The organism is Oerskovia jenensis (genome assembly GCF_016907235.1).
Lineage (GTDB): Bacteria > Actinomycetota > Actinomycetes > Actinomycetales > Cellulomonadaceae > Oerskovia > Oerskovia jenensis.
In genome coordinates, this window is record NZ_JAFBBO010000001.1 from 2,796,252 (window position 1) to 2,819,970 (window position 23,719).

Annotated in this window: 20 protein-coding genes; 15 read left to right on the forward strand and 5 right to left on the reverse strand. The window is 72.7% G+C overall.

Annotated elements, in window-relative coordinates:
* The first annotated feature begins 1 nt into the window (after position 1).
* Positions 2-736: a 3-oxoacid CoA-transferase subunit B gene (locus JOD49_RS12600; protein ID WP_205307486.1), complete on the forward strand. Its 735-nt coding sequence runs from the start codon at positions 2-4 to the stop codon at positions 734-736.
* Positions 733-1,893: an acetyl-CoA C-acyltransferase gene (locus JOD49_RS12605; protein ID WP_205307487.1), complete on the forward strand. Its 1,161-nt coding sequence runs from the start codon at positions 733-735 to the stop codon at positions 1,891-1,893. Before JOD49_RS12600 ends, JOD49_RS12605 begins: the two co-directional genes overlap by 4 nt.
* A gap of 75 nt (positions 1,894-1,968) precedes the next feature.
* Here the strand turns inward: JOD49_RS12605 and JOD49_RS12610 are convergent, their stop codons facing one another.
* Complete coding sequence (locus tag JOD49_RS12610; RefSeq protein ID WP_239525206.1) at positions 1,969-4,827, reverse strand: lysylphosphatidylglycerol synthase transmembrane domain-containing protein; 2,859 nt, start codon at positions 4,825-4,827, stop codon at positions 1,969-1,971.
* Between the two features lie 173 nt (positions 4,828-5,000).
* On the opposite strand from JOD49_RS12610, the gene JOD49_RS12615 reads away from it, so the two are divergent.
* From JOD49_RS12615 to JOD49_RS12635, 5 genes are all read left to right on the forward strand, one after another.
* Positions 5,001-6,065: an HdeD family acid-resistance protein gene (locus tag JOD49_RS12615; protein ID WP_205307488.1), complete on the forward strand. Its 1,065-nt coding sequence runs from the start codon at positions 5,001-5,003 to the stop codon at positions 6,063-6,065.
* A 283-nt stretch (positions 6,066-6,348) separates the two neighbouring features.
* Positions 6,349-7,989 (forward strand): ABC transporter substrate-binding protein, encoded by a 1,641-nt coding sequence (locus JOD49_RS12620; protein ID WP_205307489.1) that lies wholly within the window; start codon positions 6,349-6,351, stop codon positions 7,987-7,989.
* A gap of 136 nt (positions 7,990-8,125) precedes the next feature.
* Positions 8,126-9,238: an ABC transporter permease gene (locus JOD49_RS12625; RefSeq protein WP_205307490.1), complete on the forward strand. Its 1,113-nt coding sequence runs from the start codon at positions 8,126-8,128 to the stop codon at positions 9,236-9,238.
* A 1-nt stretch (position 9,239) separates the two neighbouring features.
* Positions 9,240-10,289, forward strand: a complete 1,050-nt coding sequence (locus JOD49_RS12630; RefSeq protein WP_205307491.1) for an ABC transporter permease — start codon at positions 9,240-9,242, stop codon at positions 10,287-10,289.
* A 17-nt stretch (positions 10,290-10,306) separates the two neighbouring features.
* The gene (locus tag JOD49_RS12635; protein ID WP_205308962.1) at positions 10,307-12,040 is read left to right on the forward strand and encodes a dipeptide ABC transporter ATP-binding protein; all 1,734 of its coding nucleotides are present in this window, start codon (positions 10,307-10,309) and stop codon (positions 12,038-12,040) included.
* Positions 12,041-12,148: 108 nt separating this feature from the next.
* Here the strand turns inward: JOD49_RS12635 and JOD49_RS12640 are convergent, their stop codons facing one another.
* A complete protein-coding gene (locus JOD49_RS12640; protein ID WP_307822689.1) occupies positions 12,149-12,898 on the reverse strand; it encodes a CPBP family intramembrane glutamic endopeptidase in 750 nt (249 codons plus the stop codon).
* A 305-nt stretch (positions 12,899-13,203) separates the two neighbouring features.
* Between JOD49_RS12640 and JOD49_RS12645 the strand changes: the two genes are divergently transcribed.
* The 7 genes from JOD49_RS12645 (at position 13,204) to JOD49_RS12675 (ending at position 18,909) form a co-directional block, all read left to right on the forward strand.
* Positions 13,204-14,295 (forward strand): hypothetical protein, encoded by a 1,092-nt coding sequence (locus tag JOD49_RS12645; RefSeq protein WP_205307492.1) that lies wholly within the window; start codon positions 13,204-13,206, stop codon positions 14,293-14,295.
* A gap of 168 nt (positions 14,296-14,463) precedes the next feature.
* On the forward strand, positions 14,464-15,213 hold the full coding sequence (locus JOD49_RS12650; protein ID WP_205307493.1) for a hypothetical protein: 750 nt from the start codon (positions 14,464-14,466) through the stop codon (positions 15,211-15,213).
* The gene (locus JOD49_RS12655) at positions 15,206-15,511 is read left to right on the forward strand and encodes a transcriptional regulator (protein ID WP_205307494.1); all 306 of its coding nucleotides are present in this window, start codon (positions 15,206-15,208) and stop codon (positions 15,509-15,511) included. The genes JOD49_RS12650 and JOD49_RS12655 overlap by 8 nt, the downstream gene beginning before the upstream one ends.
* A gap of 95 nt (positions 15,512-15,606) precedes the next feature.
* Entirely contained in the window at positions 15,607-16,602 is a 996-nt protein-coding gene (locus JOD49_RS12660) for an ABC transporter ATP-binding protein (protein WP_205308964.1), read from the forward strand.
* Positions 16,599-17,399: an ABC transporter permease gene (locus tag JOD49_RS12665; RefSeq protein WP_205307495.1), complete on the forward strand. Its 801-nt coding sequence runs from the start codon at positions 16,599-16,601 to the stop codon at positions 17,397-17,399. The genes JOD49_RS12660 and JOD49_RS12665 overlap by 4 nt, the downstream gene beginning before the upstream one ends.
* A gap of 158 nt (positions 17,400-17,557) precedes the next feature.
* Positions 17,558-18,508 carry an SPFH domain-containing protein gene (locus JOD49_RS12670; RefSeq protein WP_205307496.1) on the forward strand — a complete coding sequence of 317 codons (951 nt, stop codon included), beginning with the start codon at positions 17,558-17,560 and terminating at the stop codon, positions 18,506-18,508.
* The gene (locus tag JOD49_RS12675) at positions 18,505-18,909 is read left to right on the forward strand and encodes a type II toxin-antitoxin system antitoxin (RefSeq protein ID WP_205309125.1); all 405 of its coding nucleotides are present in this window, start codon (positions 18,505-18,507) and stop codon (positions 18,907-18,909) included. Before JOD49_RS12670 ends, JOD49_RS12675 begins: the two co-directional genes overlap by 4 nt.
* Positions 18,910-19,020: 111 nt before the next feature.
* On the opposite strand, the gene JOD49_RS12680 is transcribed toward JOD49_RS12675, so the two are convergent.
* From JOD49_RS12680 to JOD49_RS12690, 3 genes are all read right to left on the reverse strand, one after another.
* Positions 19,021-21,744 (reverse strand): heavy metal translocating P-type ATPase, encoded by a 2,724-nt coding sequence (locus JOD49_RS12680; RefSeq protein WP_239525207.1) that lies wholly within the window; start codon positions 21,742-21,744, stop codon positions 19,021-19,023.
* Positions 21,745-22,043: 299 nt separating this feature from the next.
* Positions 22,044-22,412, reverse strand: a complete 369-nt coding sequence (locus JOD49_RS12685) for a heavy-metal-associated domain-containing protein (RefSeq protein ID WP_205307497.1) — start codon at positions 22,410-22,412, stop codon at positions 22,044-22,046.
* 25 nt (positions 22,413-22,437) lie between these two features.
* Positions 22,438-22,779, reverse strand: coding sequence for a metal-sensitive transcriptional regulator (locus JOD49_RS12690; protein ID WP_205307498.1), 342 nt, complete (start codon positions 22,777-22,779; stop codon positions 22,438-22,440).
* A gap of 224 nt (positions 22,780-23,003) precedes the next feature.
* On the opposite strand from JOD49_RS12690, the gene JOD49_RS12695 reads away from it, so the two are divergent.
* Positions 23,004-23,591, forward strand: a complete 588-nt coding sequence (locus JOD49_RS12695) for an HdeD family acid-resistance protein (RefSeq protein WP_205307499.1) — start codon at positions 23,004-23,006, stop codon at positions 23,589-23,591.
* Positions 23,592-23,719 lie beyond the last annotated feature (128 nt).

The following is a 23,719-nucleotide window of genomic DNA, read 5'->3' on the forward strand; positions in this document are numbered from 1 at the left end:
CATGCCCTGGGACCGGGACGAGATGGCCGCGATCGCCGCGGCCGAGCTGCGCGACGGCGACTACGTCAACCTCGGGATCGGCATCCCCACGCTCGTCGCGAACCACCTGCCGCCCGGCGTCTCGATCACGCTGCAGAGCGAGAACGGGATGCTGGGCATCGGGCCGTTCCCGGTCGAGGGCGACGAGGACGCCGACCTGATCAACGCGGGCAAGCAGACCGTCACGGCCCTGCCGGGAGCGAGCTACTTCGACTCCGCGACGTCGTTCGCCATGATCCGCGGCGGGCACGTCGACATCGCGATCCTCGGGGCCCTGGAGGTCTCCGAGACGGGGGACCTGGCCAACTGGACCGTGCCCGGGAAGCTCGTCAAGGGCATGGGCGGGGCCATGGACCTCGTCGCGGGCACACCCCGGATCGTCGTGCTCATGGACCACGTCGCGCGCGACGGGTCGCCCAAGCTCCGGCACGAGTGTGCGCTGCCCCTCACGGGCGAGGGCGTGGTGGACCGCATCATCACGGACCGTGCGGTCTTCGACGTCCTGCCCGGCGACGTGTCAGAACCAGCGGGGACTCCAGGTCACGCTGGTTCTGACAACCCGGGGCGGCGTCTCGTGCTGCGCGCCGTCGCGCCCGACGTGACCCTCGACGAGGTACGCGACGCGACCGAGGCGAGCTACGTCGTCGGGCTGGAGAACGCGGGGGCCACCGCCCCGGCAGGACAGGAGGAGTCATGACCGTCGTCGTGGGGTACGCGCGCACCCCGTTCGTGCGCTTCAACGGGGCCTTCGCGACCGTGCCCGCCGCGGTCCTGGGGGCTCACGCGCTGGGTGCGGCGCTCGCGGACGCGGGCATCACGCCCGACGACGTCGAGCTCGTCCTCGCCGGGCAGGTGCTCCAGGGCGGGGCCGGCCAGAACCCCGCCCGGCAGGCCGCCGTCGGTGCGGGCGTGCCCTATTCGGTGCCCGCGATGACGCTCAACGCGGTGTGCCTGTCGGGCATGGAGGCCGTGGTGCAGGCGCACCGGCTGATCGCCGCGGGCGAGGCGCAGGTCGTCGTGGCCGTGGGGCAGGAGTCCATGAGCCTCGCACCGCACGCGTGGGTCGGGTCGCGCGCGGGCCAGAAGTTCGGGGACGTGACGCTCGTGGACACGCTCGCGCACGACGGGCTGCGCGACGCGTTCGAGCGGGAGTCGATGGGGCTCAGCACCGAGCGGCACGGCGAGGGGCTCGCGATCGGCCGGGAGGCGCAGGACGCGTTCGCGGCTTCGTCGCACGCGCGGGCCGCCGCAGCCGCGGACTTCCTGCGGGGCGAGATCGCGCCCTTCCAGACGCCCGGGCGCGGGGGCCGGCTCGTCGACGCGGACGACGGCGTGCGCGCCGACACCACGGTCGAGGTCCTCGCACGGCTCCGCCCCGCCTTCCGCGAGGACGGCACGATCACGGCCGGGAACGCCTCGCAGATCTCCGACGGCGCCGCGGCCCTCGTGCTCGTGAGCGACGAGGAGGCCGCGCGGCGCGGGCTGAGCGGCGCACGGCTCCTCGGGCACGCGCTCGTCGCCGGGCCCGACGTCTCGCTGCACGCGCAGCCCGCGAACGCGATCCTCGCCGCCTGCGGGCGCGCCGGTCTCGCGATCGACGAGCTGTCCGCGATCGAGATCAACGAGGCGTTCGCCGCGGTGGCCCTCGCGTCGACGGACCTGCTGGGCGTCGACCCGGCGATCGTCGACGCGAACGGCGGTGCGATCGCGCTCGGGCACCCCATCGGGGCGTCGGGCGCTCGGATCGTGGGTCACCTGGCGCGGCGGCTCGCGGCGCTCGGCGGCGACGCCGTGGGCGCGGCGGCCCTGTGCGGCGGCGGGGGGCAGGGGTCGGCGGTGGTGCTGCAGGGGTGAGGTCGACGACCGCGAGGACGCGTCGACCGTGCCGCCCGGTGCGTGCCGCGACGGCCCGGTGCGCGCGGCGACCGCCTAGAGGTCGCCCTTGCGCTGCAGGAACCGCATCGCGCCCCAGCCGATCGGGATACGGGCCCAGTAGGTCGCGACACGGAAGAGGATCGTCGCGGACGTCGCGATCGCGGGCGGGATCCCCGCGGCGGTCAGCCCGGCGGTCAGGGCGATCTCGATCGTGCCCAGACCGCCAGGTGTCGGGACGGCTGCGCCCGCCGCGTTGCCGACCAGGTAGATCACGGCCACGTCGACGAGCGCGAGCTCCTGGCCGAACGCCGCGAGGGCCGCGTCGAACGCGAGCACGTAGCCGAGCGTCATGACGATGTTCCCGCCGAAGCCGAGGGCCAGGCGTCCCGGCTGGCTGAGCATCTCGGACAGGCGGGGCCAGACCTGCTGGACGGTCGGCCGGATCTTGGCGAGCACCCAGCGCCGGACCGCGGGGACGAGCAGGGTCGCGATGATCGCGAGCGCGACGCCCGTGATCGCGAGCAGCACGGTGGTCGAGGGCAGCTTGATGAGGCCGCCGGAACGAGCCGTCATCGACAGGACGACCAGCAGCAGGATCGTGACGACGAACTGCGACACCTGGACCAGGGCCACGGTCGCGACGGCCATGGGGGTCGACACGCCGCGCTTGGTGAGCATGCGCAGGTTCAGGGCGGCCGGTCCGATCCCGGCCGGTGCCGCGAGGGCCACGAACGACCCGGCCATCTGCGTGAGCGTCGCGCGCAGCATGGGCAGCTTCACGGGCGAGAAGGCCACGAAGGTCAGGGCCGCGCCGAACCAGGTGAGGACGCCCAGCGCGAACGAGATGACGGCCCACCACGGGTTCGCCGTCGACACCGCGTCGGCGATCTGCTGGAAGTTCATGGTCGTGACGACCACGGTCACCGCGACGATCGTCAGGGTCAGCGTGATGATCGTCCGCGCCCCGAAGCGCGTGATGCGCTGGGGCTCGACGTCGGTCTCGGGGAGCCGCTCGACGAGCGCGGCACGCAGGTCCTTGAAGAGCTCCTTGTTGGCCCGCATCTCCTCACGCGTGCTCACGGGCAGGGCGATCGACTGCAGGAGCGGACCGATCGCTGCGATGTCCTCGCCCGGCAGCACGCTCACGGCCGAGGCCACGGCGCGCTCGGCCCCCACCCGCAGTGCGAGCAGCGCGACCATCTGCGTGAGGTCCATGCGGCGCGAGAGCTCGGAGGACGCGATGTCGCCCTGCTCCCAGCCCGTCAGCCAGACCTTGACCTCGGAGTCGTCGGGGCCGGTCTCGTCGTCGGGGCGCAGGTCGACCGACGTCGTCGCGGTGCTGCTCCCGGCGGGGTGCGTCGCTGCCCCGCCCGGTTCGCCGCGGCTCACGAGCATGACGTCGGAGGTCAGGGCGCGGTGCGAGAGGCCGGCGTCGTGCGCGAGCTGGATCTGGTGCCAGGCTTCGGTCAGGACGGCGTCGGTGACCTCGTCGTCGGGCAGGTCGCGCAGCGAGACGGCACCCACCGCGTGCTCCTGCACGAGGATCATCGAGTCGTCGGACTCGGCGACGCCGAGCAGGCGCGGCGTGCGGACGCCTGCGGCGCGGGCCGCGTAGGCGAGCAGCGCGGTGCGTTCGGCCACGGCCTTGAGCGAGATCGCGGCGCGGCCCTCGATGCCGCGCAGGCGCAGCGAGCGCCACAGCCGGGTGAGGAAGCCGACGACCTGCCGGTCGCCGTCGAGCACGACGACGTCGCGGCGCACACCGTCCTCGGTGAACATCGCGTAGACGCGGTTGTCCCCGGAGCGGGCGAGGGCGATCGCGGCGGGGTCCGACGGCGCCTCGGCGGGCTCGCTGATGCCCTGGCCCAGCGCGCCGGACAGGTGGTCGCCCGTGAGGCGCGCGTCGGCGGTCAGGGCCGAGTCCTCGTCGGAACCCGCGATGCGCACGACGCCGACGTGGACCTCGGCCGTGATCTCGCCGTCGGAGTTGACCTCGGTGATGGGGTCCTCGGCGGCCTCGGCCAGCTCGGCGGGCTGGGACACGTCGCGCACGCGCACGAGGGCGGTGGGCGAGTAGCCGGCCCGGCGGACGCCGTCGACCAGGTGCGGACCGTAGGCGCGCTCGCTGCGGACGCCGGACACCCACCGGACCGTGTTGCCCGCGATGCGGCCGAGCAGGAGCGTGATGATCGCGCCGGGCAGCGAGACCTGGGCCGTGATGAGGACGACGCCGAGCGCGATGAACAGCAGGTTCCAGGACCAGGCGACCGTCCGGCGTCGCGTGCGGGGACCCGCTGCGGTGAGGAGTCCGCTGATCGCGGCGACGTAGCCGGGGATGCTGAGCTGCCACTCGCCCCGGATGCGGACGGAGAGCCCTTGGATCAGGTCGTCGGACCCGAACATCATGACGGAGTAGGTCAGCGCGATGCCCAGGACCATGCCCAGCGCGGCGGCGGCGATCGACTCGACGACCTGGCGCCCGAGCTTGCGGATGCCCAGCTCGATGAGGACGGCCGTGGGGATCGCGAGGGTCACGAGCCCTTCGAGGACCGCGACGGGGATGAAGAGGATCCGGGCGAGGAGGTCGGAGAAGCCCTGGACGTCCTCGGCGACGCCCGCCGTGGTGCCGTGCGCGTACACGGACATGAACATGACCAGTGCGATTCCCAGGGCGCACAGCACGATCCCGACGAGGTCGCTGGGGTGGCGAACGCGGGACTCGGGGGTGTCGACGATCATGACGGTCGGGTCGGTGCCGTCCCCGACCGGGCGCGGCGTCGTGAGGAAGGCGCGGAACGAGCGGGGGTCGGGCGCTGGGGGCTCGGGGTTCGCGCGCGATCCGACCTCGTGCACCTGCGGGCGCGGCCCGGCCGTCGCCGGAGGACCGGCCGGGTCGTGAGCGCGCGCAGACATGCTTGCGAGTCTAGGGCGGGAGGCCCCAGGAGGCGCGGTATTACGCCACTTTCGGACGGGTGATTTGCCCGCTTGCTCCCGGTGCCGGGGGTGCTTCGGCGCGCGAGTGTGACCAACCTCCAGCACCATGAACCCAGGTAGCGCTCCCACCTGACCTGCGACGACGAGGTGTCATGGACGTCCGCGCTCAGGGGCTCGGCGCACGACGCGAACGGTGGTGGCTCATGGTCCGGAGCAGGCGCAGGGAGCGGGCGGCCGTCGGGGTCGCCGAGCCTCCCCACGCGTTCAAGAACGTCTGGTGGCTCCCGGTGGTGCGCGGGGTGCTCCTGGTGGTCCTGGGGCTGCTGCTCATGATCCAGCCGCTCGAGGCGCTCGAGACGTTGCGCTGGGTGTTCGGGATCTTCCTCGTCGCGGACGCGGTCCTCGTCGCGGCCCAGGGCCTGGCCCACCGCAAGCAGGTGGGCTGGCGGTGGTGGCTCGCCCAGGCGGTCGTCGACGTGCTCTTCGGGGTCGCGATCTCGTTCTGGCCCGACCTCAGCGCGACGGCGCTCTACTACGTCCTGGTCGTGTGGGTCCTGGTCCTGGGGGTCGTGGCCGTCGTGGGGGCGGCGGGGCTCGTGCGCAACCGTGACCTGGGGTGGCCGTGGATGCTGACGTCCGGCATCGTGTCGGCGTTGTTCGGCCTGCTGCTCGTCACCCGACCGGTCGACGCGGGCGACGTCCTGAGCCTGACGGTCGTCGTGTTCGGCCTCTACGCGTTCGTCGCGGGGGCGATCCACGTGGTCTCGGGCTTCGGGGTGCGTTCGGTCGCGCGCGAGCTCGCCGACCTGCGTGCGCAGGCGGTCGCCGCGGGAGTGGTCGTCACGGGCGGGTCGGTCCTGGGTGCGGGGCCGTCGGCCCCGGTGGTCGCGGAGGCGACGGCGGCGCCCGCTCCGGTCCCGGGCGAGGTGCAACCCTCCGGCCCGACGGCGGAGCTCGCCCCGGGCAGGGAGGTCCCGGGCGAGGTGGCCGGGCCGGGAGACGGGCTCGTGATCGAGGACGGGGCTGCGGTGTCGGGTGGGCCCGTCGCCGGGGCCGGTACCGGTGCGGGCACCGAGGCCGGTACCGAGCGGGCGGTCGACGCACGGGCCGACGACCCGGTTTCCGCCGACGGTCCGGAACCTGCCGACGACCCGGACGGGGTGACCTGGCCGCGCGAGCCGGGCTCCGGCGCCGGGCAGGGGACGCCCCCTCGGTGAGAGGCGCGATGACAGCGCTGCCACCACGACGCGCCGCGCCGCGAAACGACCGTGACGCACCGGAACGTACTCCTGGGTAACTTCACCCGTGTGACCTGTCTCACCATGTGGAGGCTGGAGTTACGACCCGGTAACAACATCACCGGAACCGCACCATCTCGCCCTTCGCGGGTGCTCGACCGAAACAACGGTGTGTTAGACATCACGCACCTTGGTCACAGCGCCAGGTCGTGGGAGCGCCACCGCGCACCCACCTCACGACCCCGAAGAAGAGGTGTGACGGATGACGACCGTTTCCAGGAAGCGGCTCCTCGCCGCAACGGCGGGCATCGCCGTCGTGACGCTCACGCTCACGGCGTGCGGCAGCGGCGGGAACGACGACGACGGGGGCGGCGGCGCGAGCGCCGGCGGCGCCCTGACCATCGGCACGACCGACAAGGTCACGACGCTCGACCCGGCCGGCTCCTACGACAACGGGTCCTTCGCGGTCATGAACCAGGTGTTCCCGTTCCTCCTGAACACCCCCTACGGCAGCCCCGACGTCGAGCCCGACATCGCGGAGTCCGCCGAGTTCACCGGCCCCACCGAGTACACCGTGAAGCTCAAGCCGGGCCTGAAGTTCGCCAACGGCAACGACCTCACGTCCTCCGACGTGAAGTTCACGTTCGACCGCCAGGTCGCGATCAACGACGAGAACGGGCCCGCCTCGCTGCTCTACAACCTGGCGAGCGTCGCCGCGCCCGACGACACGACCGTCGTCTTCACGCTCACGTCGCCCGACGACCAGGTGTTCCCGCAGATCCTGTCCAGCCCGGCCGGCCCCATCGTCGACGAGGACGTGTTCGCGGCCGACGCCCTGACGCCGGACGCCGACATCGTCGCGGGCAAGGCGTTCGCGGGCCAGTACTCGATCGCGAAGTACGACTTCAACAACCTCATCTCCTACGAGGCCAACCCCGACTACCAGGGCGTGCTCGGCAAGGCCGCGACTGCCACGGTCAACACCAAGTACTACGCCGACGCGTCGAACCTCAAGCTCGACATCCAGGAGGGCAACATCGACGTCGCCTTCCGCAGCCTGTCCGCGACCGACATCGACGACCTGCGGGGCAACGACAAGGTCAAGGTCGTCGACGGCCCCGGCGGAGAGATCCGCTACATCACGTTCAACTTCGACTCCCAGCCCTACGGTGCCACGGCCGACGGCGCGGACCCGGCCAAGGCCCTCGCCGTGCGCCAGGCGGTCGCGGACCTGATCGACCGCGAGGCCATCGCGAGCCAGGTCTACAAGGGCACCTACACGCCGCTGTACTCGTACGTCCCCGCGGGCCTGACCGGAGCGGTCGAGCCGCTCAAGGAGCTCTACGGCGACGGCCAGGGCGGACCTGACGCCGACAAGGCCAAGGCGGCCCTCGAGGCGGCCGGGGTCACGGTGCCCGTCGTGCTCGACCTGCAGTACAGCAACGACCACTACGGTCCGTCCTCCGGTGAGGAGTACGCGCTCATCAAGGACCAGCTCGAGGAGAGCGGCCTGTTCACGGTCAACCTGCAGACGACCGAGTGGGTCCAGTACGCCAAGGACCGCACGGCCGACGTGTACCCGGCGTACCAGCTCGGCTGGTTCCCGGACTACTCCGACGCCGACAACTACCTCACGCCGTTCTTCCTCCAGGAGAACTTCCTCGCGAACCACTACGACGACCAGGAGGTCAACGACCTGATCCTCCAGCAGGCCGCCACGCCCGACCCGGCGGCCCGCACGGCACTCATCGAGGACATCCAGAACAAGGTCGCCGAGGACCTCTCGACCGTCCCCTACCTCCAGGGCGCGCAGGTCGCCGTCGTGGGCACCGGTGTCGAGGGGACCGAGAAGACGCTCGACGCGTCCTTCAAGTTCCGTTACGGCGCGCTCTCGAAGGGCTGATCCCACGGGCGCTCGGGGTGGTCGGGCCGATGACGTCCCGACCACCCCGAGCCCAGCCGGCTCGGCACGCCCGAGCCCGCGCAGCAGCACCGCAGGCCACCGAGCAGCGCGGCTCGGACCACGACGAACGGACGACATGACCACGACGACCGACCAGGTGACCACGGCCGACCCGCCGGGCACCGGGACCTCCCGCTCCACCTCCCCGCGGAAGAAGACGTCCGGAGGGGGTGGGCTGGGACGGTACGTCCTGGTCCGGTTCCTCCTCATCATCCCGACCGTCTTCATCCTCGTGACGACCGTGTTCGTCGTCATGCGCTCGACCGGCGACCCCATCACGGCCGCGCTCGGCGGGCGCCTGCGCGCCGACCAGCTCGCCGAGCGCATCCACGAGGCCGGCTACGACCGCCCGATCATCGTCCAGTACCTCGAGTACCTGGGCGGGATCGTGCGCGGCGACTTCGGCACCACGATCAGCGACAACCGTCCGGTGTCCGAGGTCCTCGCGACCTACGGCGCCGCGACGCTCGAGCTCGCGGTCTACGCCCTGATCATCGCGTTCCTGGTCGGCGTGCCTCTCGGGCTCCTCGCCGCGCACCACCGCGACCGGATCCCCGACGCGTTCCTGCGCGTCTTCGCGATCCTCTGCTACGCGACGCCCGTGTTCTTCGCGGGCCTGCTGCTCAAGCTCGTCTTCTCGGTGGGTCTCGGATGGTTCCCCGTCGCGGGGCGCGCGTCCACGGGAGCCGAGCTGCAGATGATGGCCCTGCCCGACCCGTCGGGCTTCTACGTCGTCGACGCGATCCGCACGGGCGACCCTGCTGTCCTGGGCGACGTGCTGATGCACGCGGTCCTGCCGGGCGTCGCCCTGGGCCTGCTGACGGCCGGGGTGTTCCTGCGCCTCGTGCGCACCAACGTCATCGGGACCCTCGCGACCGACTACGTCGACGCGGCACGCTCGCGCGGGGTGTCCGAGCACCGGCTGGTGCGCACGCACGCGTGGCGGCCCGCGCTCATCCCGATCATCACCGTCATGGGCATGCAGATCGCCCTCCTCCTGGCCGGGGCGGTCCTGACCGAGACGACGTTCGAGTGGAAGGGCCTCGGGTTCATGCTCGCGCAGTACCTCCAGGCCCGGGACTTCGTCGCGGTCCAGGGGATCGTCGTCCTGCTGGCCGTGATCGTCGCGGTCACGAACTTCCTCGTGGACGTCCTCGCGGCGTTCATCGACCCGAGGGTGAGGTACTGACATGGCACGCCGACTCTCCTGGGGCCGTCTGCCCGTGGTCCACCAGCTCCGTCAGAGCGTGGGCCTCCAGCGCGGGATGCTCGTCGCGGGCCTGGTCGTCACGGCGCTCTTCCTGCTCACGGCACTGGCCGCGCCGTGGCTCGCGCCGTACGGGTTCAGCCAGCTCCGCAGCGGCGACGTGCTGTTCGGGGCGCAGCAGCCGCCGTCGGCCGAGCACCTGCTCGGTACGACCGTCGGCGGGTACGACGTCCTGTCCCGGGTGATCTGGGGGACGCGCACCGCCGCTCTCGTGATCGTGGTCGCGATCGCGGCGTCGATCGTGATCGGTGTCCTGCTGGGCCTGGTCTCGGGGTACTTCGGGGGCTGGCTCGACCGCGTGCTCGTGGTCGTGTGCGACGCGGTCTACGCGTTCCCGTCGCTGCTCCTCGCGATCCTGCTCGCGATCGTCATCAGCGGCGGTCAGTCGGACCTGTGGGGCGGCATCCTCGCGGCCGCGTTCTCGATCACCGTGGTCTTCATCCCGCAGTACTTCCGCGTGATCCGCGCGGAGACCGTGCGGATCAAGGCCGAGGCGTTCATCGACTCGGCGCGCGTGATCGGCACGCCGCACCGCCGGATCATGGGGCGGCACGTGCTGCGCAACGCGACGCGCACGCTGCCGCTCATCGTGACGCTCAACGCGTCCGAGGCGATCCTCACGCTCGCGGGGCTCGGGTTCCTGGGCTTCGGCATCGAGCCGACGGCCGCGGCCGAGTGGGGCTACGACCTCAACAAGTCCCTGTCCGACGTCACGAGCGGCATCTGGTGGACCGCGCTCTTCCCGGGCCTCGCGATCGTGCTCGCGGTCCTGGGCATCACGCTCGTGGGCGAGAGCCTCAACGACCTCGCGGACCCGCGCCTGCGCAGCCGCCGGGCGGCCGCGGTCGGGGCGGGCGAGGTCGCGGAGACCTCGGTCGTGCCGGGCGGCACGCTCGCGGCCGGCCCCGCGGGGCTGGGCGGGTTGGAAGGTTCGGGGACGCTGGGCGACGAGGGAATCGAGGTGCGCCCGTGAGCGCGCAGCAGGACGCGGTGCCGGGTTCGGCACCCGCACAGGCTTCACGCCCGACGACGTCACGCACCTCGGGTGCGGTCGTCACCGTCCGGGACCTCACGGTCTCGTTCGCGACCGACGCCGGTCCGATCCTCGCGGTCGACGGGGTCGATCTCGAGGTTGCCCCGGGCGAGGTGCTCGCGGTCGTGGGCGAGAGCGGCAGCGGGAAGACCGTGACCGCCAAGACGATCCTCGGCCTGCTGCCGGAGACCGCGACGGCGAGGGGCGCCGTCGTGCTGGCGAACAAGGCGGGGACGAGCGAGTCCGACGTCGTCGCGCTGAGCCGGTCCCAGCTGCGGGCCGTGCGCGGCACGGACGTCGCGATGGTCTTCCAGGAGCCGTCGGCCGCGCTCAACCCGGTCTTCACCGTGGGGTGGCAGATCGTCGAGGGGTTGCGCGCGCACCGGCGCGTGCGGCGCGCGGAAGGTCGCCGACAGGCGATCGACGTGCTGCGCCGGGTCGGCCTCCCCGACCCCGAGACGGCGGTGGACAAGTACCCGCACCAGTTCTCGGGCGGGCAGAAGCAGCGCGTCGTGATCGCGATGGCGCTCGCGCTCGACCCCGGGCTGATCGTCGCCGACGAGCCGACGACCGCGCTCGACGTGACCGTGCAGGCCGAGATCCTCGACCTGCTGCGGCGCTGCCGCGACGAGTTCGGGACCGCGATCGTGCTCATCACGCACAACATGGGCGTCGTCGCGGACCTCGCGGACCGTGTGGCCGTGATGTACCAGGGCAAGGTCGTCGAGCAGGCGGACGTCCGGTCGCTGTTCGAGGACCCGCAGGCCGAGTACACGCGGTCCTTGCTCGAGGCCGTGCCGCGCGTGGGCGGCGGGGTGGTCAACGCCGCCGCGCGGGTCCAGGCGCGCGCCGACGGCTGGGCCGAGGGTGCGCCCGTGGTCGTGGCTCAGGGACTGCGGATCGAGTACCCGGGCCGCTTCCGCAAGCCCGCGTTCGTCGCCGTCGACGGCGTGGACCTGTCGATCCGGCCGGGCGAGGTGCTGGGGCTCGTGGGGGAGTCGGGCTCGGGCAAGACGACCATCGGCCGGGCCATCGGCGGGCTCACGCCCGTGACGGGCGGGTCGCTGTCGGTGCTGGGCGTCGAGATGCGAGGAGCGCGTGAGCGCGACGTGCGGCCCGTGCGGCCGCGCATCGGGTTCGTCTTCCAGGACCCCGCGTCGAGCTTCAACCCGCTGCTCACGATCGCCGAGTGCGTGGCCGAGCCGCTCGTGGTGCACGGGCGGGCCGCCGACGCGGGCGACGCGCGCGGACGGGTCGACGAGCTGCTCGAGTCGGTCCAGCTCCCGCGCTCGTACGGCGACCGGTACCCGCACGAGCTGAGCGGCGGGCAGCGCCAGCGCGCGAGCCTGGCCCGGGCGCTCGCGCTCGACCCCGAGCTCCTGGTCGCGGACGAGCCCACGTCGGCGCTCGACGTGTCCGTCCAGGCGCGCGTGCTCGACCTGTTCGCCGAGCTCCAGCGCGACCTCGGGTTCGCGTGCCTGTTCATCAGCCACGACCTCGCGGTCGTGGACCTGCTCGCCGACCGGATCGCGGTGCTCTACCGGGGCCTGCTCGTCGAGGAGGGCACGTCGGCCGAGGTGCTGGGCGCGCCGCAGCACGTGTACACCAAGCAGCTCCTGGCGTCGCTGCCCGTGCCGGACCCGGTGCTCCAGGCCGTGCGCCGGGAGGAGCTCCGGGCGCTGCGCGCCTGACGGTCGGGCCCAGCCCGGTCGCTGAGTGCGGAGTAGTTGCTGCCGAACGGCGGTTCTGACGACAACTGCTCCGCACTCAGCGACGCCTGGGTGGCCGGGGAGCGGCGGCTAGCCGACGCCCAGCGCCTCGAGCCACTCGCGCGGCAGCAGCGCGTAGCCCACGAACGCGACCACGTCGAGGATCGTGTGGGCGATCACGAGCGGCACGACCCGGTGCCGCCCCCACCTGCTCGTGTAGAACCACGAGAACACGACACCCATGACCACGTTCCCGATGAACGGGCCGATGCCCTGGTACAGGTGGTAGGAGCCGCGCAGGAGCGAGCTCCACACGACGAACTTCACGCGCCCCCAGCCCAGGTCCTTGGTGCGCTCGAACAGGTACGCGACCGCGATCACCTCTTCGAGCAGGCCGTTCTGGAGCGCCGCGAGGATCAGGATCGGGACGGTCCACCAGTAGTCGGCGAGGTTGGCGGGGTTGACCTCGACCGTGATCCCCAGGGCGCGCCCGGCGACGTACAGCCCCAGGCCCGGGATGCCGATGACCGCGGCGAGCGCGAACCCCCACCCGGTGTCGCGCCACGGGCGGCTGCCGTCGAGCCCGATGGCCCGCGTGACCGACCGGCCGCGCGCCGAGAGCAGGTAGAGCGCGAGCGCGACCGGGATGAGCGCGAAGCCGATGCTGAGGATCTGGTACGTCAGGTCGAGGTACGGGCGGGGCGACTGGGAGTTGTTGAGGCTCGTGCTCTGCTCGGCGAGCGGGGTGCCCTCGGTCAGGCGCGCGACGATGTTGACGATCGCGTACACGCCCGACCGGCCGAGGCTCAGGCCCAGCAGGATCCAGATCTCGGCCCCGATGCGGCGGCGCGTCTCGGGGCGGTCTGCCGTGGTCGGGGCCCAGCGGGAGCGCTTCCCGCCCGTGGTCTCGTCGGCCGTGGCCACGACGACTCCTGCCGCTCCCGGCTCTCGGGATGTGCCGGACGGCACGTCGGGCGCGGCGGCTGCGCCGGAGGGAGTGCCGGGAGGAGTGCCGGGAGGAGTGGTCACCTGGCCGTTATAGCACCCGCCGCGGGGGAGCGCTGCGCGGTCTTCACACAATCCTCGTCGGTTGGTCAACAGGCGTCCGGGGGGCGTGCAGAAGGGCTTCCTACCCTGGAAGGACCGTGACTTCGCACAGACCCCCCTCCATCAGCCCGACCGCCCGAGACGCCCCTGCACCGGGCGCCGCCGACGACGACCTCGACGAGAAGCCGCCAGGCCTCTCGGTCACGCAGGTCGTCGCGAGCGCGCTCGCTGCCGTGAGCTCGACGGTCCTGCTGTCGTACCTGGGTGTGGCCGGGACGATCATCGGTGCGGGCGTGGCGTCGGTCCTGACGGTCGTCGGGAACAACCTCTACACGCGCTCGATCCTCAAGACGCGTCGCCAGATGAAGGCCGCGATGAAGGCGGGCGTGGCGCTGCCCGTGGGCAAGGGTGGCCGCAAGGTCCTGCTGCCGACGCTCGCGGGGTCGCACTCGGTGAGCGACGACGGCTCCGGGGACACCAGGGTGCTGCCCGCGGTCGGCACGGACGGGCAGGCTGCCGACACCGCGGTCCTCTCGGCCGACGACGTGGGCGGCACGCGCCTCGACGACCTGCGCACCGCGGCCACGGACGGGCCCGACGACGGCGCGGACGGCCCGCAGGACGGCGTTACCTCGGGCGACGGCACGGACGGCGACGACACGGACGGCGACGACGCGACGTCCCGCCGGCCGAGCCGCAGGACGCTGATCCTCTCGGCCGTCGGTGTCTTCCTGGTGCTGATCGTGGGCGTGACGCTCGTCGAGGTCGTCGCCGGGCGCCCGCTGAGCGAGATCCTGCGCGGCGAGGAGGGCTCGGGCACGTCGATCAGCCACGTCGTCTCGCGCGAGCCCTCGACGACGGGGGACACGGGAGACACGACCGGCGGCACGACGGACACCTCGACCGACGCGCCGAGCTCGGGCACCACGCCCAGCCCGGCCCCGAGCGAGGTCCCGACCCCGGCGCCGACCGACCCGCCGACCACGGTCCCGGACCCCGAGCCGACCACGCCGGTCACGCCCGACCCGAACCCGACTCCGGGTACGGGCGGGGGCGCAGGAGGTTCGGGTGCCGGCTCGGGCACCGACCTCGAGCAGCAGCCCGGCACGGGAACCGGAAGCGGGTCCGGGAGCGGTTCTGGTGCCGAGAGCGTCCCGGGGACCGGGGCCTCGGGCTCCGCGACGTCCTGACGGCTCTCCGCCGCCGAGAAGTGAGTAGATGCCCCTGATCCACGCGGATCAGGGGCATCTACTCACTTCTCGGCATCAAACCTCTTGCGCGCACCCCGCTCCTCCTGGCAGGCTACAAAGTAGTTTGCAGTACAAACCACGACCGTCGTGGTGGAGAACGGAGTTGCCGTGCCGGACCAGATGCCCGACCAGTCGCCCGACCGGCCCGCCGGACCCGCCGAGGGGACCGACGACGACCAGCCGCTCGACCCCGCCGCGAGCCTGCGCCTCATCGCGGCCCAGCAGGAGAAGGCCAAGGACGTCGAGCCCGACGGCCGCGTCCTCTACGGCGTCTGGGGGCTGGCGTGGCTGCTGGGCTACACGACGCTCTACGTGAGCTCGCTGCGCTCGGCCCCCCCTCCCGCCACGGCGACCCTGGAGACCGGGGCGAGCGGCGCCGTCGGGCAGCCCGAGCCCTGGGCCCTCCTCGCCTTCACCTTCCTCATCGTGGGCGCCGTGGCGATCACGATCGTGCACATCATGACCCGCGTGAGCGGGGTGCGCGGCGCGAGTGCCCGCTCGGGCGCGCTCTACGGCTGGGCCTGGTTCATCTCCTTCGCGGCAATGAGCATGGTCCTGGGCGGGCTCGCCCGGGCGGGCGCGAACCCCGAGGTCATGTCCCTCGCGAGCAACTCCTTGTCGTGCCTGGTCGTCGGGATCATGTACCTCGCGGGCGGTGCCATGTGGCAGGAGACCCGCCTGTACGTCCTGGGCGTGTGGATCCTGCTCGTCGCCGGGGCCGCGACGATCGTCGGCCTGCCCGGGCTCTACCTCGTCATGGCCGCCGCCGGAGGAGGCGGGTTCCTGCTCATGACCCTCGTCGAGCAGGTCCTGCGCGTCCGCACCCGGCGCCGGGTCGCGGGAGGTACCCGTGCCTGACGTCGAGCTCGACCCGGTCATCCACGCCCAGGCGCGACTGCGCGTCGTCGCGACCCTCTCCGCCCTGGGCGCGGGCGACCAGATCGCGTTCCCCAAGCTCCAGAAGCTCCTCGACATGACCGCGGGCAACCTCTCGACGCACCTGCGCAAGCTCGAGGACGCCGAGTACGTGACCGTGACCAAGACCCACGAGGGCCGCACCCCGGCCACCTACATCAGCCTCACTCCCCGCGGGCGCCGTGCCTTCGAGGTCTACACCGAGTCCCTGACCATGCTCCTGAGAGGAGCCGGATCGTGACCACCCAGCACTCTGCCGCCAGCCCAGGGCGCGCCGCCGCCGCGACACGAGGAGGCCAGGCCGTGCCGCACGGGTCCCTCGTGTCGGCGCAGCACGTGACCCGCCGCTTCGGCGACGTCGTCGCGCTCGACGACGTGACGCTCGAGGTCGGGGCCGGCGAGCTCGTCGGCCTCCTGGGCCCCAACGGCGCCGGGAAGTCGACGCTGCTCTCGCTCGTGAGCGGGCAGCGCAAGCCCGACTCCGGTGTCGTCCGCCTGTTCGGCGGTGACCCGCGCGACGCCCCGTCCCGACAAGGGCTGGGACTCACGCCGCAGGAGACCGGCCTGCCCGCGACGCTCAAGGTGCGCGAGGTCGTCGACTTCGTCGGCAAGCACTACGCGAACCCCGTGCCCACGGGGCAGCTGCTCGAGCAGTTCGGGCTGTCCGACCTCGCCGGGCGCCAGACCGGGGCCATGTCCGGCGGCCAGAAGCGACGCCTCGCGGTCGCGCTCTCGCTCGTGGGTCGACCGCGCGTCGTGCTGCTCGACGAGCCCACGACCGGGCTCGACGTGAGCGCACGCCAGGCGCTGTGGGCCGCGATCCGCGAGTACCACGCGAACGGCGGCACCGTGCTGCTCACGAGCCACTACCTCGAGGAGGTGCAGGCGCTCGCGCAGCGCGTCGTCGTGATCGACCGGGGGGTGGTCAAGGCCGACGACACGCTCGACGCGATCCTGCGTCGCGTCGGGCTGCGCCGCGTGGTCGTGCGCAGCGCGGCCGACCTGGGGGCCGACCTGCCGGGCGTGGTGCGGTCGGAGCGGACCGCCGACACCGGGAGCGCGGGCGACACGGGCGCGGCCCGGGCCGGGGCGTCCGGCACCTGGCGCTACGAGCTGTACACGGCCGACGCCGACGAGCTGGTCCGCACGCTCGTGACCTCGGGCCTGCCGTTCCACGGGCTGGAGATCCGGGGCGCGAGCCTGGAAGAGGCGTTCGAGCAGATGGTCTCGCACGCCACGACCACCGACCACGGCGAGGCCGGGACCCCGACGGGCGCGACGCCGTCGGGCATCCCGGACCACCAGACCTCCGAGGAGGAGAGCGCGCGATGAGCACCGACGCAGTGACCACGACCCCTGGCGTGAGCGGGCGCCCGCCCGGCGCCGCGACCCTCACCTGGATCCACCTCAAGTACCAGTTCCTCGAGACCGTGCGCGTGCCCATCGCGGTCCTCGGGAACCTGCTGTTCCCCGCGCTCGCGATGTTCTTCTTCGTCGTGCCGCAGGAGGGGGTCGCGGGCGACCCCGTCGCGGCGACCACGGCCGTCGCGTCGCTCGGGCTGTTCGCGATCTGCTCCGCGAGCCTGTTCACGTACGGGCTGGGCGTCGCGGAGGACAGGGCGCTGCCGTTCGACCCGTTCCTGCGCTCGCTGCCCGCGGGCCCCGCGCCGCGCATGATCGCGCGCATCCTCAACGGCGGGATCTTCTCGCTGTTCGGGCTCGTGCCGCTCATCCTCATCGGGTGGCTGCTGACCGCGGCCTCCGTGACGGGGCCACAGCTCCTCGCGGGGGTGGGGACCGTGCTGCTCGTGTCGGTGCCGTTCGTGCTGCTGGGCATCGCGATCGGGTACTCGCTCTCGGCCAAGGCCGCGCTGCCCGTGGTGCAGGTCATCCTGTTCCCGCTCGCGTTCGCGGGCGGCCTGTTCCTGCCGCCGTTCCTGTTCCCGCCGTGGCTCGACGCGATCTCGATGACCACCCCGACGCGCGCCGGTCGCGACCTGCTGGTCCAGGCGCTCACGGGAGAGCCGGCCTACGCGCTCGCGTGGGTCGTGCTGCTGGGGTGGACCGTGGTGTTCGCGGTCCTGGCGGTGTGGGCGTACCGCCGCGACGAGGGTCGCCGCTTCAAGTAGTCCCCTTCGCCCCCCTCCCGGTGCCGAGAACGAGGTTGTGGTCGCTGTCCCTGTGGATGGCGACCACAACCTCGTTCTCGACGACACAGAGCCTAATGTGATATCACTTTGATAGACGCGGGGCTCCCGGCACCCGTGAGCGACGAGAGGAACACGTCATGAGCGACACCACCGTCCCCCCGCAGGAGTCCCTGGGCGGAGAGCCGAGCGGACGCCCCGTCGGGCACGACGGCACCCGCGTGGACGTCACCGAGCAGCCTGCGTGGTCGCTCGGCGCCGGCGGAGGTGGTCTCACGATCCTCCTCGTCCTCGTCCTTCTCGGCGGGTCGGTCCCCCTGTTCATGACGAGCACCCCGGTCGGCACCCTGCTCGGCGTGGTCGCGATCGTGCTCGGCCTCCTCGCGCTCACCGCCGTCAAGGTCATCAACCCGGGGCAGACGCTCGTCGTCCAGTTCTTCGGCCGGTACCTCGGGACGATCCGCCGCACCGGGCTCGTCGCCACCGTGCCGCTCTCGACGCGCAAGCGCGTGTCGGTCCGCGTCCGCAACTTCGAGACGAGCGAGCTCAAGGTCAACGACGCCGACGGCAACCCGATCAACATCGCGGCGATCGTCGTGTGGCAGGTGGCGGACACCGCGAAGGCGAGCTTCGCCGTCGAGGACTACACCGACTTCGTCCGTGTCCAGGCCGAGTCGGCGCTGCGCCACGTGGCCATGTCCCACCCGTACGACGACGCCGAGGCCGGCGAGCAGTCGCTGCGCGGCGCGACGGAGGTCGTCTCGGCGGAGATCGCCGCGGAGGTCGCCGCCCGTGTCGTGGTGGCGGGCGTCGAGGTCATCGAGGCCCGCATCTCCAACCTCGCGTACGCCCCCGAGATCGCGCAGGCCATGCTGCAGCGCCAGCAGGCCGGGGCGATCATCGCGGCCCGGTCGAGGATCGTCGAGGGGGCCGTGTCCATGGTCGAGGACGCGCTGCAGCGCCTCGAGGCCGAGTCGATCGTCACGCTCGACGACGAGCGCCGCGCCGCCATGGTGTCGAACCTCCTCGTCGTGCTGTGCAGCGACAGCCGCGCGACCCCCGTCGTCAACGCCGGGTCGCTCTACTCGTGACCCCCGAGGTCCCGGCGCCCGCCCCCGGCGGGTCGCCGGGTGAGGGCGCGCAGGGGCCCGACGGCGGTGCGGACGCCGGGCGCGAGGGTGCGCCGCGCGTGGGTGGGCCCGACGGCGGTGCGGACGCCGGGCGCGAGGGTGCGCCGCGCGTGGGTGGGCCCGACGGCGGTGCGGACGCCGGGCGCGAGGGTGCGCCGCGCCGTCCCCGGACCGAGCGGAAGCAGGTCCTGCTGCGCCTCGACCCGGCGGTGCACGACGCGCTCGCGCGCTGGGCGTCGGACGAGCTGCGCAGCGTCAACGCGCAGATCGACATGGTGCTGCGCCGCGCCCTCGACGCCGAGGGGCGGCTCCCACGAGACGTGCGCCCGCCGCGGCGCCCGGGCCGCCCGCCCGCGCAGTGACGGGTACTCGCTGGTCACCCCGGTGCCGAGAACGAGGTTGAGGTCGCCATCCTCACGATGACGACCTCAACCTCGTTCTCGGCAGCCGGGTTCAGCCGGGTTCAGCCGGGTTCAGCCCGCTCGGCGCAGGCGCAGCGAGTTGCCGACGACCAGGACCGAGCTCATGGCCATCGCGGCCCCCGCGATCATCGGGTTGAGCAGCCCGGCAGCGGCGAGCGGGATCGCGGCCACGTTGTAGGCGAAGGCCCAGAACAGGTTCTGCTTGATGACGCGCAGCGTCCGGCGCGAGAGCCGGATCGCGGTCGCGGCCGAGCGCAGGTCGCCGCGGACCAGCGTGATGTCGCTCGCCTCGATCGCGACGTCCGTCCCCGTGCCCATGGCGAGGCCGAGGTCGGCCCCGGCGAGCGCGGCGGCGTCGTTCACGCCGTCCCCGACCATCGCCACGACGCGACCCTGCGCGCGCAGGCGAGCGACGACGTCGACCTTGTCCTGCGGCAGGACCTGCGCGATCACGTCCTCCTCCGCGATACCGACCTGGCGGGCGGCGACGCGCGCGGCCCCAGCGTTGTCGCCCGTGAGAAGGATCGGACGCAGCCCCAGCGCGCGGAGCTCGGTCACGGCCTGGGCGGAGGTCTCCTTGACGGGGTCGCGCAGGACGAGGACGCCCTGGGCGGTTCCGTTCCAGGCGACGACGACGGCGGTCGCGCCCGTGGCCTCGGCCTCGTCGAACGCTCGGCGCAGCTCGCCCCCAGGGTTGTCAGAACGAGCGTGACCCATGGCCCCCGCTGGTTCTGACACGTCGAACGTGACGCCCTGCTCGGCGAGCCACGTCGGCCGTCCGACCAGCACCCGCCGCGCGTTGAGGGCGCCCGCGGGGGACAGGCCCGAGTGCGCGGTGCGGACCAGGCCGCTCACGCCGCCACCCGGCGAGCTCACGAAGTCGAAGACCTGCGCGGAACCGATGACGACACCGTCGGCCCCGGTCTCGACGCCCCCCACACCCCCCACGCCCTCCGCGACCGGGTTGTCAGAACCAGCGTGACCCCCAGCGCTCGCTGGTTCTGACAGGTCTGCCCCAGAGAGCTGCGTCGCAGCAGACGCGATCGCCTGCGCGATCGGGTGCTCGCTCAACCCTTCGACCGCACCGGCGAGGCGCAGGGCGTGGTGAGCGGCGCCGTCGGGCCGCTCGCCCGGCGAACCAGCAGCAGCCCGCGCCGCCTCCGACCCCAGCTCGAGCGTTCCCTCACGCGTGACCACCCGCTCCAGGGCCATGCGCCCCTGCGTCACGGTGCCGGTCTTGTCGAGCACGATCACCTCGACGCGGCGCGTGGACTCGAGGACCTCGGGGCCCTTGATGAGGATGCCGAGCTGCGCGCCCCGGCCCGTCCCGACGAGCAGGGCGGTCGGGGTCGCGAGCCCCAGCGCGCACGGGCACGCGATGATGAGCACGGCCACGGCCGCCGTGAACGCGAACTGCGTGCTCGCCCCCGCGAGCAGCCACCCGCCCAGGGTGAGCACGGCCAGGACCAGCACGATCGGCACGAACACGGCCGAGATGCGGTCCGCGAGGCGCTGCACGGGAGCCTTGCCCGTCTGCGCCTGGCTCACGAGGCGACCGATCTGGGCGAGCGTCGTCTCCTCGCCGACGCGCGTCGCACGGACGAGCAGGTGGCCCGAGGTGTTGACGGTCGCACCCGTGACGTCGTCGCCGGGGGTCACGTCGACCGGGACGGGCTCGCCCGTCAGGAGCGAGGTGTCGACGGCGGAGCTGCCCTCGACCACGACGCCGTCGGTCGCGATCTTCTCGCCCGGGCGGACCGTGAACAGGTCGCCCTCGCGCAGGGCCGCGACGGGCACGCGCTCGGTCACGCGCTGGCCGTCGGGGCCGGCCGTGACGCGCTCGGCGTCCTTGGCACCCATCGCGAGGAGCGAGCGCAGCGCGTCGCCGGCCTTGCGGCGTGAGCGGTGCTCGGACCAGCGGCCCGCGAGGAGGAACGTCGTGACCACGGCCGCGACCTCGAAGTAGAGCTCGGGCATGGAGCCGTGCGCGCGCGAGGGCAGCAGGGACACCGACATGCGCAGGCCGATCTCACCCGCGCCGCCCAGCAGCAGTGCCCACAGCGACCACAGGGTCGCGGCGATCACGCCGATCGACACGAGCGTGTCCATGGTCGAGGCGCCGTGGCGGGCCGCACGGAAGGCAGCGGTGTGGAAGGGCCACGCGCCCCACGTCACGACCGGGAGCGCGAGGGCCGTGACGACCCACTGCCAGCCCGGGAACTGCAGGGCCGGGACCATCGACAGCAGCACGACGGGCAGCGTGAGGACCGCGGCGACCTTGAGTCGTCGGGCGAGGTCGGCGCCGCGGTCGCGCGTGGGAGCCGAGGTGTCGGTCGCGGTGGGCACGGACCCGGCCACCGCCGGGTCGTCAGAAGCGGGGTCGTCGGTGGCCGGGTCGTCGATAGCCGGGTCGTCAGAACCAGCGTGAGCCGGGGTGCTCGCTGGTTCTGACACGACGGCGACAGGTTCGGGCGCAGGCACCGCGCCGACCGCACGCGCCGCCCCGACCGCGGGCACCGTCGCGCGACGGCGGCCCGTGACCCGCGCCTGGTAGCCGGCCTTCTCGACGGCCGCGACGAGCTCGGCGTCCGTCACCCCCTCGGGCAGCACGACGTGCGCGCTCTCGAGCGGCAGGTTGACGGTCGCCTCGACGCCGTCGACGCGGTTGAGCCGCTTCTCGACGCGTGCGACGCACGACGCGCACGTCATGCCCTCGATCGCGAGGTCGACCTCGACGAGGTTCGGCCCGGCGGTCAGGCCGGTGGGGGTGGTCATGTGTGCTCCTCGGGAGTCCGGTGGTGCGTCCGGCGGGTCGCGCCGGGTGGGGTTGCTCCGTCGCGGCCCGGGGTCCGGGGCGGGGACGGCGGTGCGCCCCGGGTGGGGGCGCGGCGCGCAGCGGCCTGGGTCGGCGGCGTGAGGCGCGCGGCCGAGGGTCCGGCGGGCGGTTCGCGGCTCGTGCGCTGCCCGACGGCGGAGCGTGGGCCGGGAGTCCGGCCGGTGCGCCGCCGTCGGGCAGGGTTGTCAGAACGAGCGTGAGCCTGAGGGCTCGCCGGTTCTGACACGAACCCGGGGCGTCAGGACTGCGGGACCTGGAGGTCGTACGTCTTCTGGGCCGGAGCCGCGTCCGCCGCGGAGTCCGTGCCGCAGCCGCAGCCGCAGTTGTGGGCCTTGCGGTCGGCGGCCTGCTCGGCCGACTGCGCGGCCTGCGCGTCGAGCTGGACCTCGTAGCTCACGACCTCGTAGCCGGCCTCGTCGACGGCCTCGCGCAGCGCGGCCTCGTCGAGCGGGTCGTCCGAGAAGACGGTGACCTCGGACGCGCCGCCGACGTTCAGGTCGACGCTGATGTTCTCCACGCCGGGGACGGCACCCACGTCCTTGGTGACGTGCGAGACGCAGTTGCCACAGGTCATGCCGGTGACGCCGAGGGTGGTGACGGTGCTCATGGTGCTCCTTGGGGAGGGGTGGGGATCAGCTGCGGACGAGACGGGCGATGGCTTCGGACGCCTCGCGGACCTTGGCGGCGCCCTCGGCCTCGGAGGACCGGGCGGCGTCGACGACGCAGTGGCCGAGGTGGTCCTCGACGAGTCCGATGGACACCGCCTGGAGTGCCTTGGTCACCGCGGAGACCTGGGTGAGGATGTCGATGCAGTAGACGTCCTCGTCGATCATGCGGGCGATGCCGCGCACCTGGCCCTCGATGCGGCGCATGCGCTTGAGGTAGGCCTCCTTGTCGGAGGCGTACCCGTGGGGGCCGGTGTGGGCGGGGGTCGGGCCCGGCTCGACCGGGCGCTGGGTCGTGGTGTCGCTCATGCTGGGCCTCCGTGATCACTCGCTCGGATACCCCTACTGGGTACCAACCCCCAAAGGTACCCCTGCGGGGTATCGCATTGTCAAGGGCCGTAGGTCCCTGCGCGACGTATGCGGCGTTCGCCACGACATGCGGCCGTTTCGGGTGTTCGATGAGTATCGAACAGCCCGCACGGACGGTGCTCCAGCGTTCCCGGCGGGACAGGATCCGACGTCAGGAGCCCACCATGACCACGCAGGACCCCATCCTCACCGCCTTCTCCACCACCGCCAAGCAGGTCTGGTACTGGCCCGTCGTCCGCGGCGTGATCGCGATCCTCTTCGGTGTCGTCGCGCTCGTGTGGCCGGAGATCACGGCGGTCGTCTTCATCTGGATCGTCGCGATCTTCACGCTCGTCGACGGACTCTTCGAGATCGTCGAGGGCATCCGCCGCCGGGGGACCGGCGGCACGGCCGCACTCGTCACGGTCGGTCTCCTGAGCGTCGCGGTCGGCATCGTGCTGCTCGTGTGGCCCGGCAAGACCGCCGAGGTCCTCGTGTGGATCGTCGGTCTGTGGGCCGTGGTCCTCGGCCTCTTCCAGACCATCGCGAGCGTCGAGCTCCGCAAGGTCCCCGGCAGCGGCTGGGGCTGGGGCGTCTTCGCGGGCCTGCTCGCGCTCGTCTTCGGTGTCCTGGTCCTGTTCAACGTGGGCGCGGGCGTCGTGTCGATCGTGTGGATCCTCGCGGTCGTCGCCCTCGTGTGGGGTGTCGCGCTCATCGCGTTCGGCTTCCAGATCCGCAGCCTGGGCAAGAAGGTCGGGCAGATCAGCTACTGACCGCGCCGGAGCCGCCCGCCACGCCGTCCACGACGGCGCGGCAGGGCGTGAGGTGAGCGGCGCCGTCGGGCACGGAGGAAGGTGCCCGACGGCGCAGCTCGACCCCGCCGGGCACCTCGCCCCGTGCG